This is a genomic window from Luteimonas endophytica (genome assembly GCF_029887875.1).
Taxonomy (GTDB): domain Bacteria; phylum Pseudomonadota; class Gammaproteobacteria; order Xanthomonadales; family Xanthomonadaceae; genus Luteimonas; species Luteimonas endophytica.
The window spans coordinates 210,327-227,589 of the sequence record NZ_JARXRM010000025.1; the positions used below are offsets into that span (position 1 = coordinate 210,327).

Consider the following 17,263-nt stretch of genomic DNA (forward strand, 5'->3'; position numbering starts at 1 on the left):
TCGTTGCTTATCGCAGGTTACCCGTCGCGCCACCCAGGAGAACCCAGTGAACGCCGCACCTCACCCGCTCTACCGTGGAATCGCGCTCGCCCTGCTGGTCAGCGGAACTGCGTTCGCGCAGCAGCCTGCCGGCGCCCCGCCCCAGGAGCCCTCGGCCGAGGACGCGGCGGACGCGCGCGCGGCGACCGAGACGCTGGACGCGGTGGTGGTGACCGGGGTGCGGGCCAGCCAGGCCCGGGCGATCGAACTCAAGCGCGATGCCGGCACCGTGCAGGACTCGATCAGCGCGCTGGAACTGGGCAAGTTCCCGGACGACAACGTCGCCGACTCGCTCAGTCACATCACCGGCGTGGCGATCAGCCGCACCGCCGGCGGCGAAGGGCAGACGGTCAGCGTGCGCGGGCTGGGCCCGGAGTACACCCTGACCACCTTCAACGGCCGCATCCTCGCCACCGACGGCGCCGGCCGCGATTTCGCCTTCGACGTGCTGCCGGCGGACGTGATCAGCGGCGCCGACGTGATCAAGGGCGCGCAGGCCGCGAACACCGAGGGCGCGGTGGGCGGCCTGGTCAACCTGCGCTCGGCCAGCCCCTTCGACCGCACCGGCCAGCACGGCATCGTCCGCCTGGAAGGCGACCGCAACCTGATGTCCGAGCTCGACGGCGGCAAGTTCTCCGCCGCCTACAGCAACACCTTCGCCGACGGGACCGTCGGGGTGCTGCTGGGCGCGGTCTACAGCAGGCGCAAGGACCGCACCGACATCGCCGGCAACGACGGCGGCTGGACCCGCAACCCCGATCCCACCGACGAGAGCTGGCTGTGGGGCAACGCCTGGGGCGGCAACATCGATCCCAACGGCAACGGCGTGCTGGACGAGGACGAGTACGGCCTGATCGCCCCGGGCCAGTTCCGGGTCGGCTCGATCGTGGAGGAGAAGAAGCGCCACGCGCTCTCCGGCAAGCTCGAATGGCGGCCCAGCGACGAACTGCGGATCGTGTTCGACGGGCTCAGCACCCGCCTGGACGCGCCCAAGGTCGGCTACCAACAGTCGTACTACACCCTGTTCGCGCCCGGCCGCTGGTCCGATTTCGTGATCCGCGACGGCATCGTCACCGGCTTCACGATGGACAACCCCGACCCGGAACAGCGCCTCAACCCCGAGCTGCTCAACGTCACCGAACACCGGGTGGTCGACACCGACCTGTACGGCGTCAACGCGCAGTGGAACGCCACCGCCGACCTGACCCTGACCGGCGACGTCTACCGCTCGACCTCCGAGCGCTACTCCGGCGGCCAGGACACCTACGTGGTGCTGCGCATGAACCAGCCCAACAGCGCGCGCGTCGAGCTGGGCGGGGCCGCGGTGCCGAACGTGTGGGTGGACCTCGACGACGGGCGCTCGCTGGAGAACGGGTTCGGCGCGCCGCAGTTCGGCGCCGCCGACTTCAACACCCACTACATGGAGCTGCTCGGCGACAACATCGTCGACGAGATCACCGGCGCCACCATCGACGGCGACCTCTTCGTCGGCCGCTCGTTCCTGGACCGGCTGCGGTTCGGCGTCGGCAGGACCGACCGCGAGAAGTCGCGCGAGCTGATCAACAACACCCTCAACGCCGGCGCCGACTACTACTCGGGCGCCAACGCGATCAACGTCGCGCAGCTCGGCGGCGAGGTGATCGGCGAGTCGATCGCGCCGCCCAACTTCATGACCGGGGTGCACGCGGTGTTTCCGCGCTCGTTCCTCGGCTTCGACGTGCCCAACTACCTGCAGCAGCTCGCCGCCTACGACGGCAACCTGCGCGCCGACGGCAGCCCCTACGACTTCGCCAACGCCGCCCCGGCCTGGAACCCGCTGGAAAGCTATCGCGTCTCCGAAAAGACCGACAGCCTGTGGCTGCAGCTCGAGATGTCCGGCGAGCGCTGGAACGCCGACGCCGGCGTACGCATGGTCAAGACCAGCACAACCGCGCAGGCCTGGGACGCGCAGATCCTGCGGATCGTCGAGAACGGCGCGTTCAATTACACCGCGGCCTACGACGAGCCGGGCGAGATCCGCCAGGACGGCGAGTACACCTACTACCTGCCCTCGGGCAACTTCACCTGGCGCTTCACCGACGAACTGCAGCTGCGCCTGGGCGCCGCCAAGACCATGGCGCGCCCGCCGGTGAACATGCTCGCGCCGACCAACACCACCGCCAGCGTCTCCTGGGGCGAGTTCACCCAGATCTACGGAGGCAACGTCGACCTCAAGCCGTACTCCGCCAGGCAGGCAGACGCCTCGCTGGAGTGGTACTTCGCCGAGAACTCGATCGCCAACGTGGCGGTGTTCTACAAGCGCATCGAGAACCAGATCACCACCAGCTGGGAGCCGGGCCAGGACATCGGCGTCGGGCCGATCGTCGATACCGACGGCAACCCGGTCACCACCGGCCCGACCCTGTTCAACGTGCAGCGCCCGATCAACGGCGACTACGCCAAGGTGCGCGGCATCGAGGCGGGCCTGCAGCACTTCTGGGACAACGGCTTCGGCGTGCGCGCCCAGTACACCCGCAACTGGTCCAAGAGCTGGGTCGACGACCAGGAGCGGCCGCTGGAGGGCATCGCGCCGTCGGTGTACTCGCTGGGGCTGATGTACGAGCAGGGACCGTGGTCGCTCGGGGCCACCGCCGACCATACCGACGGCTTCGTCACCGCGATCAACGTGCTCGGCGTGGGCTACAACGAGCAGGCCGAGGCGTTGACCTGGCTGACCGCGCATGTCTCCTACGAATTCAACGACCGCTTCAGCGCCTCGCTGGAGGGCAGCAACCTGCTCGACGACGAGCAGACCTACAGCATCAACGGCAACCCGCTGCTGTCGCAGGGCTACTACCGCTACGGCCGCTCGGTCACGCTGGGCCTGAGCTACCGGTTCTAGCCCGGACGGCAAGCGGCCCGGCCGCCGCTCCGCCACGCGGGCCTTCGCGGCCGCGGCCGCCGATACGGGAAACGCGGCCATGGGCCGCTCCTGCGGGGAACCAGCCGGTGCTCCGGCCGCGCATCGGCGGCGCCGGGGCCGCGCGGTGTAGCAGCATCTGCGACGCGCTTGGCTACACTGCGCGGATGGAACCCGGTCTGCTCATCCTCGGCGGCCTGCTGCTGGCGGTCATCGCATTGCAGCTGGCGCTCTTTTTCCGCCGGGCCGACCACGGCCCGCTCGAGCGCGCCCTGCGCGAGGAACTGCGCGAGGGCCGGGTCGAACTGCGCCAGCAGCTCGACAGCCTGTCGGCCGCGCAGGCCCAGCGCATCGACGCCTTCGGCGCGCAGCTGCAGGGCGGGGCCACGCGCACCGACCAGCGCCTGGACGAACTGAGCAACCGCACCGACCAGCGCCTCGACCTGCTGCGCGAGGCGCTGATCGAGGACGCGCGCAAGGCGCGGCAGGAGGCGGCCGAGCTGCAGCAGCGGTTCGGCGACGGACTCGGCCAGCGCCTGACCGAGCTCACCCAGCGCAACGAGCAGCGCATCGGCGAGATGCGCGCCACCCTCGAACAGCAGCTCAAGGCGCTGCAGGCCGACAACGCCGCCAAGCTCGAGCAGATGCGCGCCACCGTCGACGAGAAGCTGCAGACCACGCTGGAGACGCGCCTGGGCGCCTCCTTCAAGCTGGTGTCCGAGCGCCTGGAGCAGGTCCAGCGCGGCCTGGGCGAGATGCAGCAGCTGGCGACCGGCGTCGGCGACCTCAAGCGGGTGCTGAGCAACGTCAAGGACCGCGGCGGCTGGGGCGAGGTGCAGCTGGAGAACATCCTCGAGCAGACCCTCACCCAGGAGCAGTACGCCCGCGGCGTGCGGGTGCGGCCGGGCAGCGGCGAGACGGTGGATTTCGCGATCTGCCTGCCGGGGCGCGGCGACGACGATACGCCGGTGTGGCTGCCGATCGATTCCAAGTTCCCGCGCGAGGACTACGAGCGCCTGCTCGACGCCCAGGAGAAGGGAGACGCCGAAGCGGTGCGGGTCAACGCGGTGCAACTGGAGCGCGCGATCCGGGTACAGGCCAAGTCGATCTGCGAGAAGTACGTGGTGCCGCCGCACACCACCGATTTCGCGGTGATGTTCCTGCCTACCGAGGGCCTGTACGCGGAGACCATCCGCCGCCCCGGGCTGGTCGATCTGCTGCAGCGCGAACACCGCGTGGTACTGGCCGGCCCGACCACCTTCACCGCGCTGCTCAACAGCCTGCAGATGGGCTTTCGCACCCTCGCCATCGAGAAGCGTTCGAGCGAGGTCTGGCAGGTACTGGGCGCGGTGAAGAGCGAGTTCGGCAAGTTCGCCACCGTGCTGGAGAAGGCGCACGGCCAGCTCGACACGGTGCAGCGCAGCCTCAAGAGCGCCGGGGTGCGCACCCGCCAGATCGAGCGCAAGCTCAAGACCGTCGAGTCGCTGCCCGGTGCCGAAGCGCAGGCGCTGCTGGGCACCGGCGACGGCGAGGACGCCGCGCCGGCCCCGGGCGGCGCCGACAGCGAGGAATGAGCGTCCGCCGTCCTGCCGGCGCTATGCCCGGCCGCTCCTACAGGGGCTACGGGGTGCCCGGGATCACCGGCATCGCGTCGACCGGCACGGTGGGGTTGGCCTCGTCGTCGAGCAGGTAGTCGGGCAGCAGCTCGTCGTCGTCGCCCTCGCGGTCGCCGAAGATCTGGTACTGGCGCCGCTGCATCCACGCGTCGCGCACCAGCGCGTACTCGTCGGTGGCGCCCTCGCGCATCCGGTCGACCGCCATCAGCTGGGTGCGCACGTCGACCAGCTGCAGGCCCTGCAGGAAGATCCGGGTCCGGTCGTCGTTGAGCTGGCGGGTCGGCGAGAGCGGCGCATCGCCGGCCAGGCCGAACACGTCGCGCACCGTGCGCGGGCCGAACAGCGGCAGCTCGAGATAGCGCGAGCGCTCCCAGCCCCACACCCCCAGGGTCTGGCCGAAGTCCTCGCTGCGGTTGGCGAGGTTGGCGTCGCTGGCCGGATCGAACAGCCCGCCGATGCCGAGCGTGCTGTTGACCACGAAGCGGCCCAGCGCCTGCCCGGCCTGCTTCGGCTTGCCCTGCAGCAGCGCGTTGAGCGCGCTGACCGGCTGGCCGAGATTGCCGAAGAAATTGCTCACGCCCAGGCGCACCGGGCGCGGCACCACCTTCACGTAGGCGGTGGCCAGCGGCTTGGCGATGGCGCGGTCGATCGCGTTGTTGAAGCGATGCATGCGCCGGTTGAACGGTTCCCACGGATCGTAGGCGCCGGGCAGGCGCGCCGGATCGGGCAGGGTCGGATCGGCGATCGGGTCGTAGACCGGCTCGCCGTAGATCGCCGCGTGGTCGAGTTCGGCCTGGGTGGGTGGGAGCGCCGCGGCGGCCTGGTCGCCGGCCGCAATGGATCCGGGCGCCGTCGTCTCGGCCGTCGCGGGCGCGGCGCCAGGGGCCGCACCGTCGGCGGGCGACGTCGCGCCGGCGGCCGATGCGGCGTCGGCACGGGTCGACCCGGCCGCCGGGACGGCCGAGGCCCCGGAGCCCGGCGCGGCGTCGGCCGGCGCGGGGGTGCCGGGATCGGCGGGCGGCGCGGCGCGGGTCTGCTCGCGGCCGCCGGCGCAGCCGGCCAACAGCAACGCGAGCAGCAGCGCCGTGGAAACGTGGCGGCGGAGCATCATGGTCCTGGTTCCATCCTGGGTCGGTAGTGGCGTCAGCGCGCGTCGGCGAAGGCCAGCGTGGGGGTCAGACGGTAGGCGGCGCGCAGTTCGGCCAGCCCTTCCGGCGACCCGTCCACCTCGACCGTGCCGCCGGCGCGCTCGGCCAGCGCCGCCAGCAGCGCCAGCCCGGCGCTGTCGACGCGTGGCACCGCGCGCAGGTCGAAGCGGCGCGCGCCGGCGATCGCGCGCAGCGCCGCCGGCCACAGCGCCGCCACCCCGCCGACCAGCAGCGGGCCGGAGAAGGCGAGCGCGTCGTCCTCGCGCCGCAGCGCGGGCTCAGTCGATCTCGGCATCGGCCTGCAGCCGGCCCTGGCGCAGCTCGTCGGCCACCTGGGAGATCGACTTGCGCTGCAGCTCGGCGTCGAACTGGCGGCGGAAGGTGCTGACGAAGCTCACCCCCTCCACCTGCACGTCGAACACCTTCCAGCTGCCGCCGGACTGGCGCATCAGGTAGTTGACCGGGATCGGTTCGCCGCCCTGGCGCAGCAGCTCGGTCGAGACGCGCACGCCCAGGCCGCGCGGCAGCGGCGTCTCGGAGAGCACGCGCGCGCGCAGCCGGGTGTTGAAGTCGAGCAGCGAGTCGCCGTAGCGGCGCAGCAGGCTGTCGGCCAGGGCGTCGGCGAAACGCTTGATCTCGGCCTCGTCGGCGCCGCGGCCGTGCCGGCCGAGGACCTGGCGGGCGGCGTAGTCGCGGTCGAACATGGTCTCGAACTCCTTCTTGACGAAGGCCTCGAGCTGGCTGCGGTCGGCGGTGAACTCGGCGCGGCGCTGTTCCAGCGTGGACAGCACCCGCTGGGTGTTGTCCAGCACCAGCTTGCTGGGCGTGCCCTGGGCCTGGGCGGCCCGCGCCGGGGCGTCCTGCGCCAGGGCGAGGGCGGGGGTCGCGGCCAGCAGGCTGGCGGCGATGGCGAGCGGTAGCAGGATCTGTCGTGGCATGCGGGTCATGGCGTGGGCTCCTCGGGGGAGGGAAGCGGATCGGGGGTGGTGCCTTCGGCCGCCGGCTCGGCGGCATTGCCGGCGCCGGGGCCGCTGAACATGTAGCGGCCGACCAGCTGCATCAGGTCGACGGCCGGCGAGGTGAAGGCGATCTCCTCGCCCGGCTGCAGCGATTCCATGTCGCCGCCCGGCTGCAGGTCCACGTAGCTCTCGCCCAGCAGACCACCGGTCAGGATGCTGGCGGAAGTGTCGATCGGCATGTCGCGGTAGCGCGCGTCGATGGCCAGGGTGACGATCGAGTCGAAGCGCACCGGGTCAAGTTCGATCCCGGCGACCCGGCCGATGGTCACGCCGCCGACCCGCACCGGCGCCTGCCGGCGTAGCTGGCCGAGGTTGCTGAAGCGCGCGGTCAACTCGTAGCTGTCGCCCGAGAAGCCGAAACGGCCGTTGGTGGAGGCGATCGCCAGCACCAGCAGCGAACCCAGCGCCAGCAGCAGGAAGGCGCCGACGGCGAACTCGAGACGGGGACCACGGGAACTGCTCATGGGGTGTCACCTTGGAAGCGCCCGCGCGAAGCGGGAAAAAGGGCGGAGGCCGGCATTGTCGAAGCGTGGCCGCTCAGAACAGGAACGCCGACATCACGAAGTTGAACATCAGCACCAGCAGCGAGGCGTTGACCACTGCCCGGGTCGTCGCCACCGAGGTGCCCTCGATGGTCGGCTCGGCGTGGAAGCCCACGTACGAGGCCACCAGCGCCGCGGTGCCGCCGAACACCGCCGACTTGTAGAACGCGTTCAGGAAATCGCCGCGGAAATCCACCGCGTCCTTCATCGCCTGCCAGAACATGCCGCTGTCGATGCCGAGCACGTGCACCGCTTCGAGGTAGCTGGCGCTGAGGGCGAAGCTGCAGAAGAAGCCGGTCAGCAGCGGCACCGTGATCACCGCCGCCCAGAACCGCGGCGCCACCGCCTTGGCCACCGGGTCGATCGCCATCAGCCCGAGCGCGGTGATCTGGTCGGTGGCGCGCATCAGCCCCAGCTCGGCGGCGATCGACGAGCCGGCGCGGCCGACGAACAGCAGCGCGGTCAGCACCGGCGCCAGTTCCCGGTACAGCCCCAGCCCGACCAGCACGCTGACCTGGTTGGAGGCGCCGTAGGTCTCCAGCGCGCGAAAACCCAGCAGGGTCACCGACAGCCCGACGAAGGCGCCGCCCACCGCGATGATCGGCAGCGAACGCGCGCCGATCTTGTAGATCTCGCGCACCAGCTCGGCGAAGAAGTCGCGGCTCGGGCGCGAGGCGCGCAGCACCGACAGCGAGAACATCCCGGCCCGGCCGACCGAGCGGATGGCGTCGACGACGGCCATCAGCGCATCCCCCCGGCCCGGTCGAAGCGGCCGCTCATGCCGCACGCTCCCGCGGCGCCGCGTCGAAGCCGATCGGCCCGTCCGGCTGGCCGTCCAGGAACTGCCGCAGCAGCGGATCCGTGCTCGACTGCAGCTCGGCCGGGGTGCCGGAGAACACGATCCCGGTGTTGGCGATCACCACCGCCCGATCGGCGATCGGCAGCGTCTCGTGGACGTGGTGGGTGACGATGATGCTGGTCAGGCCCAGGGTGGCGTTGAGGCGCGAGATCAGGCTGGTGATCACCCCGATGGCGATCGGGTCCAGCCCGGTCAGCGGCTCGTCGTAGAGCATCAGCGGCGGGTCCAGCGCCAGCGCCCGGGCCAGCGCCACGCGCCGCGCCATGCCGCCGGACAGCTCGCGCGGGTACAGGTCGGCGGCGGCGCGCAGCCCCACCGCGTGCAGCTTCATCTCCACCAGCCGGCGGATCACCTCGTCCGGCAGCCGGGTGTGCGCGCGCAGCGGCAGGGCCACGTTCTCGGCCACGGTCAGGTCGGTGAGCAGCCCGTTGCCCTGCAGCAGCACGCCGATGCCCTTGCGCAGCTCGAGCAGCTCGCGCTGGCGCCGCGGGACCTCGCGGCCCAGCACTTCCACCCGCCCGGCGGCCGGCGCCAGCTCGCCGGTCAGCGCGGCCAGCAGCGTCGACTTGCCGCTGCCCGACGGCCCCAGCACCGCGGTCACGCTGCCGCGCGGCACCGCCAGGTCGATCCCGGACACGATCGTGCGCGTGCCGCGGTCGAGGCGGACGTCGGAAAGGCGCACGGCAATGGAATCGGCGTCGGTCATCGAACCGTCGGAAGGACGAAGGGGCGGCGAAACCCACGCAGCATCGCGGGCAAGGCCTGAATCTTACCCCAGCAGCTGTACCGGCGAGTCCAGAAATTGTCCCGGTGGCGGGCCACTACTTCCCATCCCCGGCCATCCCGCAACCGGCCGCGGCGACTTGCCCGGCGCGGGCGCGCGCGCCAACATCCCCCGCTCGACCGTTTCCGGCCCCCCGATGCAGCTGCTGACCCTCGAACATTTCGCCGGCTGCGTGAACGACACCTTCGAGGCGGCATTCGCCGAGGCCGAGGTGCCGTTCGTGCTGGTCGAGGCCCGGCCCCTGCCCGCCAGGCCCGGCGCCATGCGCGCGCCGTTCTCGCTGCTGTTCCGTAACGGCGCGGCCTTCCTGCTGCCGCAGCAGACCTATCGCATGCGCCACGCGCGGCTGGGCGAACTGGGGATCTTCCTGGTGCCGGTCGCGCGCGAGCGCGAAGGCTTCCTCTACCAGGCGGTGTTCAACTGAGCGGCGCGGGCCGCCAGCGCATCGCCAGGTGGGTGGCGGACTCCGCCGCCGCATCGGCGCGGAAGCCGAGCCGCGCGTAGAGCCGCCGCGCGCCGGGATTGGCGTGCGCCACGTGCAGTGCCAGCCCGCGCCCCAGCGCCGCCGCATCCGCCTGCGCGGCGGCGACCAGCGCGCCGCCGATGCCGCGGCCGCGCCATTCCGGCAGCAGGCTGATGTCGACCAGCCGGTGTTCGGGCGCGCGGCGCAGCAGGTACAGGCGCCCGCACGGCCCGCCCGGGCCGTCCAGCAGCAGGAACTGCGCATCGGCGAAGTGGGCCAGGTAGTGGGCGTGCTGCGCCGCGCACTGCTGGTCGAGAAAGGCGCGCTTCACCGCGTCCGGCCACGGCAGCGGGGCGAACTCGTCGGCGCGGGTGCCGGCGTAGAGCAGGCGCAGCCAGGGCAGGTCGGCATCGGCCGCCGCGCGTAGCGCCAGGCCGCGCGCGGCCAGCGCCGCGGGGGTGGGAAGCGGATCGGCCGGCGGCGGAGGAAACGGAACCGGGGGCGGGCCCATCTCAGCCGAAGCTGGGGTAGACCCCCTGCAGCGCGATGCAGAAGTTGACACCCAGGTAGGGCTGGCGGTTGGCGTGCGGGAGTCCCTGGCCCTGCAGGCCGATCGCCTGCGGCGCCAGCTGGGTGTCCAGCGGCGAGGCCAGGAAGGTCCGCGACCCGGTACTGGCGGCCAGGAACGACAGGCCGCCGCCCTCCACCGGGGCGCTGCTGCCGCTGCCCGGCGCGCTCTGCGACCAGGCGTTGGCGCCGTGGCCGTGCGCCGCCATCTGCGCGTCGGTCAGGGTCACGCTCTCCTGGCCGTAGGTCTCGCCGAGGGTGCGCTCCGACAGGCCCGGCCCCTGGCCCGGCCCGGCGCCTGCGCGCGCGGCGAAGTTGGGCAGCGCGAAATTGCTGTGGCCATCGCCGCCGTAGTTCACGCCGAGCAGGGAGAACAGCGCGGTGTGCTGGCTGATCGGCAGGACCGCGCCGTTGCAGAACGCCCAGCCGACTGGATTGAAGTTGAAACCGAACAGCTGGATTTCGCCGACGTAGGGTTCGGTCATCTCGGTGTCCTTGCTCGATGGCGGTGCTGGGGCGCGCGATGGAATGGGTGTCGTCCCGGATGGAACGCCGGGGAATCAGGCCTGCTGGGGGAACACCCCTTCGGTGGCGATGCAGTACTGCACGGTCAGGGTCGGCATGCAGTTCTCGTGCGGCTGCGAGCCGCCCATGGGGCGGAGCATCTGGCTGGACATCGCGGCCGCGGTATTGCCCGCGGTGGTGCTCACGTAGAAGGTGTCGCCGCCGACCGCGCCGGGCAGCAGGCCCGGCCCCGGCGTCACCGCGGTGGCGGTGGCGGTGGTGGCCTGCAGCGGGTGGGAGTGCGCCGGCAGCTGGGTCTGCGTCAGGGTCACCGTCTCGGCGCCGCCGGTCTGGCCGAGCGTGTAGTTCCCCAGCCCCGGCCCCTGGCCCTGGCTGACCGGCAGCCGGCCGCGCAGGTCCGGAACTCCGAAGGTGTTCTGGCCATCGCCGCCGTAAGTGGTGCCCACCAGCATGAACAGCATCTCGTACTCGGAGATCGGCAGCAGGCTGCCGTCGCAGGCCTGCCAGCCCAGCGGCGTGCGCCCGAAACCGAACATGCGGATCTCGCCTACGAAGGGGGTGCTCATGGGTGTGTCCTTCAGTGCAGTTCGCTGGAACGGGGGTGGCGCCCGGGCTCAGTTCCGCGACGGGAAGATGCCGTTCAGCGCGATGCAGAAGTTGATCGCGGCATACGGTTGCAGGTTGGGGTGGGGCTGGCTGCCGCCGGTCTCGGCCACCGTTTGCGGTCCCATCGACACCATCGCACCGCCGGCGGCGGCGTACAGCGGCCGCGCCGTGCCGCTGCGATCGTTGCTGGTGGCGTAGGCGCGGCCGGCGGGGATGCGGTTGTCGCCCGGCGCCGTGGCCGCGGCCACCGCGTGGACATGCGGCGGCAGCTGGCCGACCGTCAGCGCGACCTGCTCGGCGCCCGCCCGTTCGCCCATCTGCACCTGCGGCGGTTGCCAGTTCCCGGCGGCCGAGGGCGGGTAGCCCACCGGCGCCCGCCCGCGCAGGTCGGGCAGGGCGAAGTTGGTGACGCCGTCGCCGCCGAACTGGGTGCCCAGCAGCGAGAACAGCGCCTGGTTCTGGCTGATCGGCAGGAACTGCCCGCTGCACTGGGCGAAGTACTTCGGCGCGAAGCCGAACCCGGCCAGCATGATCTGGCCGACGAAGAAATCGCTCATCGCTTCCCCTGGTTCCGATACGGCCGGTCCCCGGCCGCCCTTGCGCGACACTGTGAAGAAAGCCCGCCCGACACACAAGCGATCGCGATCAAGTTTCCGCGCGCGGACCGCATCGCCGCCTCAACGGTCGAAGCCGCGGCCCGGCCCCGCACGAGAGCGGCAAGAGCCGCGGCCCGGCCGCGCACGTGGGAGCCACCGCGGTCGCGCCCGGCCCTGGTGCCGCCGGTCGGCGGCCTTCTGGCCGGCGCGGATTTCTGTTCCAATGGGCGGCAGGGGTGGGGCGCCCGCCGGACGGGCCGCCACCGCAGGAAGCTTCCGGGCGCGCGCCTGGAGCGACAGCCGCCGCGACCCGGTGGCGCTCGGGGGGATAGGGAGATGCATCAGACCACTGGCTTTCGTCCGTGCGGCCGCGGCCGCGCGCGTTTCGCGCGCGCCTGCGCCTGGCTGCTGGCCGCGCTGCTGCTGTGGCCGGCGCTGGCCTCGGCGCAGTCGGCCTACTGCCCGACGCTCAGCGCCACCGTCGCCAACGGCGGCTCGGTCGACATCGACGTGAGCACCTGCGACGGCCCGTTCGACTTCGGAATGAGTGATCCTTGGCCCAACGGATACGAGGCCCAGCACGGCACCGTCACAATAGGTCCCAACAGCGGCGGGGTGCAGTTCGTCACCTACGTGCACAACGGCAACGCCGCCACCAGCGACACCTTCTACCTGGAGGATAACGACGGTGAGATCGTCACCGTCAACGTCACCATCGAAGCGCCGACCTCGGCGATCGTGGTGGCGCCGGAGTCGCTGCCCACCCTGACCGCCGGCACCGCGGTCAGCCAGACCCTCACCGCCAGCGGCGGCATCGCCCCCTACACCTACAGCATGGCCACCGGCGCGCTGCCGGCGGGGTTGAGCCTCAGCTCGGGCGGCCTGCTCAGCGGCACGCCGACCCAGCGCGGGACCTATAGCTTCAGCGTGCTGGTCGAGGACAACGTCGGCGACTCCACGGTCAAAGGCTATACCGGCACCGTGCAGGACCCCTCCCTCACCCTGACCCCGGCCACCGGCACCGCCACCCAGGGCGTCGCCTTCAGCCAGGCCCTGGCCACCAGCGGCGGCGTCGCGCCGTACAGCTACCTGCTGGAGACCGGCACCCTGCCGGCCGGGATCTCGATCTCGTCGGCGGGCGTGGTCAGCGGCACCACCGCCGCCGCGGTGGGCAGCTATCCGGTGACCCTGCGGGTGACCGATTCGAGCACCGGTTCCGGCCAGTACTTCGAGCTCGAGAGCTACACGCTCGAAGTGGTGGCATTGCCGAGCCTGTCGATCGACAACGTCACCCTGGCCGAGGGCGATGCCGGCACCAAGACCGCCGACTTCACGGTGTCGCTCGATGCGCCGGCCGGGCCTGGCGGGGTGACGTTCGACATCGCCACTGCCGACGGCACCGCCAGTGCCGGCAGCGACTACGTGGCGCGCTCGCTCACCGGGCAGACGATTCCCGCGGGCGCCAGCACGTACACCTTCGCCGTGCAGATCGACGGCGACGCCCTCAACGAGCCCGACGAGACCTTCTTCGTCAATGTCACCAACGTGACCGGCGCGACCGTGGCCGACGCGCAGGGCACGGGCACGATCGTCAACGACGATCCGCAGCCGTCGCTGGCCATCGACGACGTCTCGGTGACCGAAGGCAACGCCGGCACCGTCACCGCCACGTTCACCGTCGCGCTCTCCGCCGCCAGCGGCCAGACCGTCACCGTCGGCTACGCCACCGCCGACGGCACCGCCACCGCCGGCAGCGACTACGCCGCCACCAGCGGCACCCTGACCCTCACCGCCGGCCAGACCCAGGGCACCGTGTCGGTCACCGTCAACGGCGACACCACCCCGGAGCCCGACGAGACCTTCAGCGTCGGCCTGAGCGGCGCCACCAATGCCTCCATCGCCGACGCCACCGGCACCGGCACCATCCTCAACGACGACGTGCCGGTCTCGGTCGCGCCGGCCACCCTGCCCAGTGCCGCGGTCGCCGCCGCCTACAGCCAGGTGCTGAGCGCGAGCGGCGGCAGCGGGCCGTACACCTTCGCGGTCACCGCCGGCGCGCTGCCGGCCGGGCTCGCGCTCGCTCCCGGCGGCACGCTCTCGGGCACGCCCACCGCCGGCGGCAGCTTCAACTTCACCGTCACCGCCACCGACAGCAGCGCGGCGCCCGGGCCGTACCTCGGCAGCCGCGCCTACACGCTGACGGTCGCCGCCGCCACCGTGACCCTGCCGGCCGCCAGCCTGCCGGCGGGCACCCGCGACGAGCCCTACAGCGCCGCCGTAGGCCCCGCCACCGGCGGCACCCCCGGCTATACCTACGCGGTCACCGCCGGCGCGCTGCCGCCGGGGCTGTCGCTGACGTCGGCCGGCGCGCTGTCCGGCACGCCGAGCGTCCTCGGCACCTTCAACTTCACCGTCACCGCCACCGATTCCAGCACCGGCACCGGGCCCTACAGCGGCAGCCAGGCCTTCTCGATCGCCATCGCCGACCAGGTGCCGGTGGCCAACGCGGTCACGGTCACGGTCGGCTACGGCAGCACCGCCAATCCGGTCGCCCTGGACATCACCGGCGGCACGCCCGCCAGCGTCGCCGTCGCCACCGCGGCGTCCAACGGCACCGCCACCGCCAGCGGCACCCAGATCGCCTACACCCCCGCCGCAGGCTTCGCCGGCAGCGACAGCTTCACCTATACCGCCACCAACGCCTCGGGCACCTCCGCGCCGGCCACGGTCACGGTGACGGTGAGCGACCCGGCGATCGCCGTCACCAGCGGCGCGCTCGCCGCCACCGTCGGCAGCGCCTACAGCGTCGACTTCAACTGGAACGGCGGGCAGGCCCCCTATGTGAACTACCAGGTGCTCGGGTTGCCCGCGGGCCTGTCGGTCAGCGCCACCGGCAGCGACAGCGTCACCGTGTCCGGCACCCCGGCCGAGGCCGGCACCTTCGCCCTCACCGTCTCGGCCATCGACAGCAGCACCGGCGACGGGCCGTTCACCGCGGCCGAAACGTTCAACCTGACGGTCGCCGCCCCGGCCCTGGCGCTCGCTCCGGCCGGCACCACCTTCGTGGCGTCCTACGGCCAGCCGTTCTCGCAGGACTTCAGCGCCAGCGGCGGCGTCGGCCCGTACACGTATGCCTTGTCCGGCACCGCCGTGCCCGGGCTGGCGTTCTCCGCCGACGGCACCCTGTCCGGCACCCCCACCACGCCCGGCAGCTACAGCTTCGGCATCACCGCCACCGACAGCGGCGCCAGCGGCGCCGGCGCGCCGTACTCGGTGACCGAGAGCTACACCGTGACGGTCGGCAATCCCGCCATCGTGGTGGCGCCGGCCACGCTGCCGGACGGGTCCGCCGGCCAGGCGTACGCCGCAACCTTCGCCGCCAGCGGCGGCGTCGCCCCGTACGCCTACACCCTGGCGGCCGGCAGCCTGCCGGACGGCCTGCAGCTGTCCGCCGGCGGCAGCCTGTCGGGCACGCCCACCGCCTCGGGCAGCACCGCGTTCACCGTGCTCGCCACCGACGCCAACGGCCAGAGCGGCGCCAGCGCCTACACGCTCGAGATCGCCGTGCCCACGCTCGCGGTCGGCCCGGCGACCCTGCCCGAGGGCGTCGTCGGCAGCGCCTACGCGCAGGCCGTCTCCGCCAGCGGCGGCGTCGCCCCGTACAGTTTCGCGCTCGGTGGCGGGCCGCTGCCGGCGGGGCTGACGTTAGATGCCGTCACCGGCGCGCTTGCCGGTACCCCCACCGAGACCGGCAGCTTCGCCTTCACCATCACCGCCACCGACAGCACCTCGGGCACCGCCGGCACCGGCAGTGCGGCCTACACCCTGGTGGTGGGACTCGCCGCGCCCGAGGCGGCCGACGACACCGCCACCACCCTCGGCGGCAGCGCGGTCGCGATCGCGGTGACCGCCAACGACAGCGGCACCATCGACACCCTGGCGATCGCCACGGCGCCGGAGCACGGCAGCGTCGAGATCGACGGCCTGGAGGCGGTCTACACCCCGGCGGCCGCGTTCTCCGGCACCGACAGCTTCCGCTACACCGCGGCCGGCCCGGGCGGCACCTCGGCGCCGGCCACGGTGACGGTGACCGTCAACCCGCGGCCGGTGGCGCTGTCGCGCACCGTCGACGTGGTCGCCGGCACCACGGTGGACGTGGAGCTGACCGAGGGCGCCACCGGCGGCCCGTTCACCGCCGCCACCCTGATCGCGCTGGCGCCGGCCGCGGCCGGCAGCGCCAGCATCGCCGGCGAGGGCAGCGGCGACGATGCCCGCTACGTGCTCAGCTTCGCCGCCGACGCGGCGTTCTCCGGCCAGGCCGGCGCGCGCTTCACCCTCGACAACGCCCACGCCACCTCGGCCGAGGCGGTGATCACCTTCAACGTGGTGCAGCGCCCCGATCCGACCCGCGACCCGGAAGTGCGCGCGCTGCTCGAGGCCCAGGTGGCCGCCACCCGCCGCTTCGCCGGCGCGCAGATGGACAACTTCCAGCAGCGCATGGAGCGGCTGCACCGCGGCGGCGAGCGCGCCCCGCGCTTCAGCAGCCAGCTCGGTTTCAGCGCCAACCGGCCGCAGTGCGTGCAGCCGGTCGGCGCCGCGCCGGGCGACGCCTGCGACCACGCCCGCCACGGCATCGACGCCCCCGGCGCCGCGCCGGAGCCGGTCGCCGGGCCGGCATCGGCCTCGGCGGCGCCCGGCGCGGGCGGCGGCATGGCGCTGTGGGTCGGCGGCGCGATCCGCTCCGGCAACCACGACGGCCGCGGCAGCGCCGGCACCGACTTCGAGAGCGACGGCGTGAGCGTGGGCGCCGACTACCGCCTGTCCCCGGCGTTCGCGCTGGGCGCCGGGCTCGGCTGGGGCCGCGACGACAGCGAGGTCGGCGAGCGCGACAGCCGCAGCGAGGGCGAGGCCTGGTCGGTGGCGGCCTACGGCAGCTACCACCCCGGCGAGACCTTCTTCCTCGACGCGCTGCTCGGCTACCAGACCCTCTCCTACGACCTGCAGCGCCGCGTCACCGCCAGCGGCGGGCTGGTGCACGGCGCCCGCGACGGCAGCCAGTGGTTCGGCTCGCTCTCGGCCGGCGCCGACATCCGCCTGCGCGACGGGCTGCAGCTGACCCCGTATGCGCGCCTGGACCTGTCGCGCGCGCGCCTGGACGGCTACGTCGAGCAGGGCGACGACCTGTACGCGCTGCGCCACGGCACCATGGACGTCGACACCACCACCGGCAACGTCGGCGTGCGCCTGGATATGCGCAGCCAGACCAGCTGGGGCGTGTTCGCGCCGCTGCTGCGGATGGAATACCAGCACGACTTCCAGGGCGACACCAGCGCCACCATGGGGTATGCAGACCTGCTGACCGGGCCGCTGTATCGCACCACCCTGGACGGCTTCGACCGCAACCGGGTGATGCTGGGGATCGGTGCCATGTTCGGCTTCGACAGCGGCCTGTCGACCCGCATCGAGTACCGCGGCGCGGTCGGCAACGGCGCCGACCGCGACCACGGCCTGCTGCTGAACATCGAGAAGAGCTACTGACCCAGCGGCGCCGGGCGTTCACCACGTCCGGCGCCGCGATATCGCGACCTGCGACGGCGCTC

14 protein-coding genes are annotated in these 17,263 nt (G+C 72.5%); 4 read left to right on the forward strand and 10 right to left on the reverse strand.

The genetic code is table 11. The annotated features are described in order from the left end of the window. Positions 1-46: 46 nt before the first annotated feature. Positions 47-2,920: a TonB-dependent receptor gene (locus tag QFW77_RS06670; protein ID WP_280573642.1), complete on the forward strand. Its 2,874-nt coding sequence runs from the start codon at positions 47-49 to the stop codon at positions 2,918-2,920. A gap of 185 nt (positions 2,921-3,105) precedes the next feature. Beyond that, positions 3,106-4,512, forward strand: a complete 1,407-nt coding sequence (locus QFW77_RS06675; RefSeq protein ID WP_280573643.1) for a DNA recombination protein RmuC — start codon at positions 3,106-3,108, stop codon at positions 4,510-4,512. Positions 4,513-4,558: 46 nt separating this feature from the next. Here the strand turns inward: QFW77_RS06675 and QFW77_RS06680 are convergent, their stop codons facing one another. The 6 genes from QFW77_RS06680 to QFW77_RS06705 form a co-directional block, all read right to left on the reverse strand. Next, entirely contained in the window at positions 4,559-5,662 is a 1,104-nt protein-coding gene (locus QFW77_RS06680; RefSeq protein ID WP_425603287.1) for an MlaA family lipoprotein, read from the reverse strand. Between the two features lie 35 nt (positions 5,663-5,697). Beyond that, positions 5,698-5,997, reverse strand: coding sequence for an STAS domain-containing protein (locus QFW77_RS06685; RefSeq protein ID WP_280573645.1), 300 nt, complete (start codon positions 5,995-5,997; stop codon positions 5,698-5,700). After that, positions 5,981-6,649 carry an MlaC/ttg2D family ABC transporter substrate-binding protein gene (locus QFW77_RS06690; RefSeq protein ID WP_280573646.1) on the reverse strand — a complete coding sequence of 223 codons (669 nt, stop codon included), beginning with the start codon at positions 6,647-6,649 and terminating at the stop codon, positions 5,981-5,983. The genes QFW77_RS06685 and QFW77_RS06690 overlap by 17 nt, the downstream gene beginning before the upstream one ends. Next, positions 6,646-7,185 carry an outer membrane lipid asymmetry maintenance protein MlaD gene (mlaD, locus tag QFW77_RS06695; RefSeq protein WP_280573647.1) on the reverse strand — a complete coding sequence of 180 codons (540 nt, stop codon included), beginning with the start codon at positions 7,183-7,185 and terminating at the stop codon, positions 6,646-6,648. The genes QFW77_RS06690 and mlaD overlap by 4 nt, the downstream gene beginning before the upstream one ends. 73 nt (positions 7,186-7,258) lie before the next feature. Further along, positions 7,259-8,005 carry an MlaE family lipid ABC transporter permease subunit gene (locus QFW77_RS06700; protein ID WP_280573649.1) on the reverse strand — a complete coding sequence of 249 codons (747 nt, stop codon included), beginning with the start codon at positions 8,003-8,005 and terminating at the stop codon, positions 7,259-7,261. A gap of 34 nt (positions 8,006-8,039) precedes the next feature. Beyond that, positions 8,040-8,828 (reverse strand): ABC transporter ATP-binding protein, encoded by a 789-nt coding sequence (locus QFW77_RS06705; protein WP_280573650.1) that lies wholly within the window; start codon positions 8,826-8,828, stop codon positions 8,040-8,042. Positions 8,829-9,042: 214 nt separating this feature from the next. On the opposite strand from QFW77_RS06705, the gene QFW77_RS06710 reads away from it, so the two are divergent. Next, the gene (locus tag QFW77_RS06710; protein ID WP_280573651.1) at positions 9,043-9,330 is read left to right on the forward strand and encodes a DUF6916 family protein; all 288 of its coding nucleotides are present in this window, start codon (positions 9,043-9,045) and stop codon (positions 9,328-9,330) included. On the opposite strand, the gene QFW77_RS06715 is transcribed toward QFW77_RS06710, so the two are convergent. From QFW77_RS06715 to QFW77_RS06730, 4 genes are all read right to left on the reverse strand, one after another. Then, on the reverse strand, positions 9,323-9,880 hold the full coding sequence (locus QFW77_RS06715; protein ID WP_280573652.1) for a GNAT family N-acetyltransferase: 558 nt from the start codon (positions 9,878-9,880) through the stop codon (positions 9,323-9,325). The two genes, QFW77_RS06710 and QFW77_RS06715, sit on opposite strands and share 8 nt — an antisense overlap. A gap of 1 nt (position 9,881) precedes the next feature. Further along, on the reverse strand, positions 9,882-10,421 hold the full coding sequence (locus tag QFW77_RS06720) for a phage tail protein (RefSeq protein WP_280573653.1): 540 nt from the start codon (positions 10,419-10,421) through the stop codon (positions 9,882-9,884). A gap of 75 nt (positions 10,422-10,496) precedes the next feature. Continuing rightward, complete coding sequence (locus tag QFW77_RS06725) at positions 10,497-11,027, reverse strand: phage tail protein (protein ID WP_280573654.1); 531 nt, start codon at positions 11,025-11,027, stop codon at positions 10,497-10,499. Positions 11,028-11,075: 48 nt separating this feature from the next. Further along, the gene (locus QFW77_RS06730; protein ID WP_280573655.1) at positions 11,076-11,624 is read right to left on the reverse strand and encodes a phage tail protein; all 549 of its coding nucleotides are present in this window, start codon (positions 11,622-11,624) and stop codon (positions 11,076-11,078) included. Between the two features lie 375 nt (positions 11,625-11,999). Here QFW77_RS06730 and QFW77_RS06735 point away from each other — a divergent pair, with 375 nt between their 5' ends. After that, positions 12,000-17,201: a putative Ig domain-containing protein gene (locus tag QFW77_RS06735; RefSeq protein WP_280573656.1), complete on the forward strand. Its 5,202-nt coding sequence runs from the start codon at positions 12,000-12,002 to the stop codon at positions 17,199-17,201. Positions 17,202-17,263: the final 62 nt, after the last annotated feature.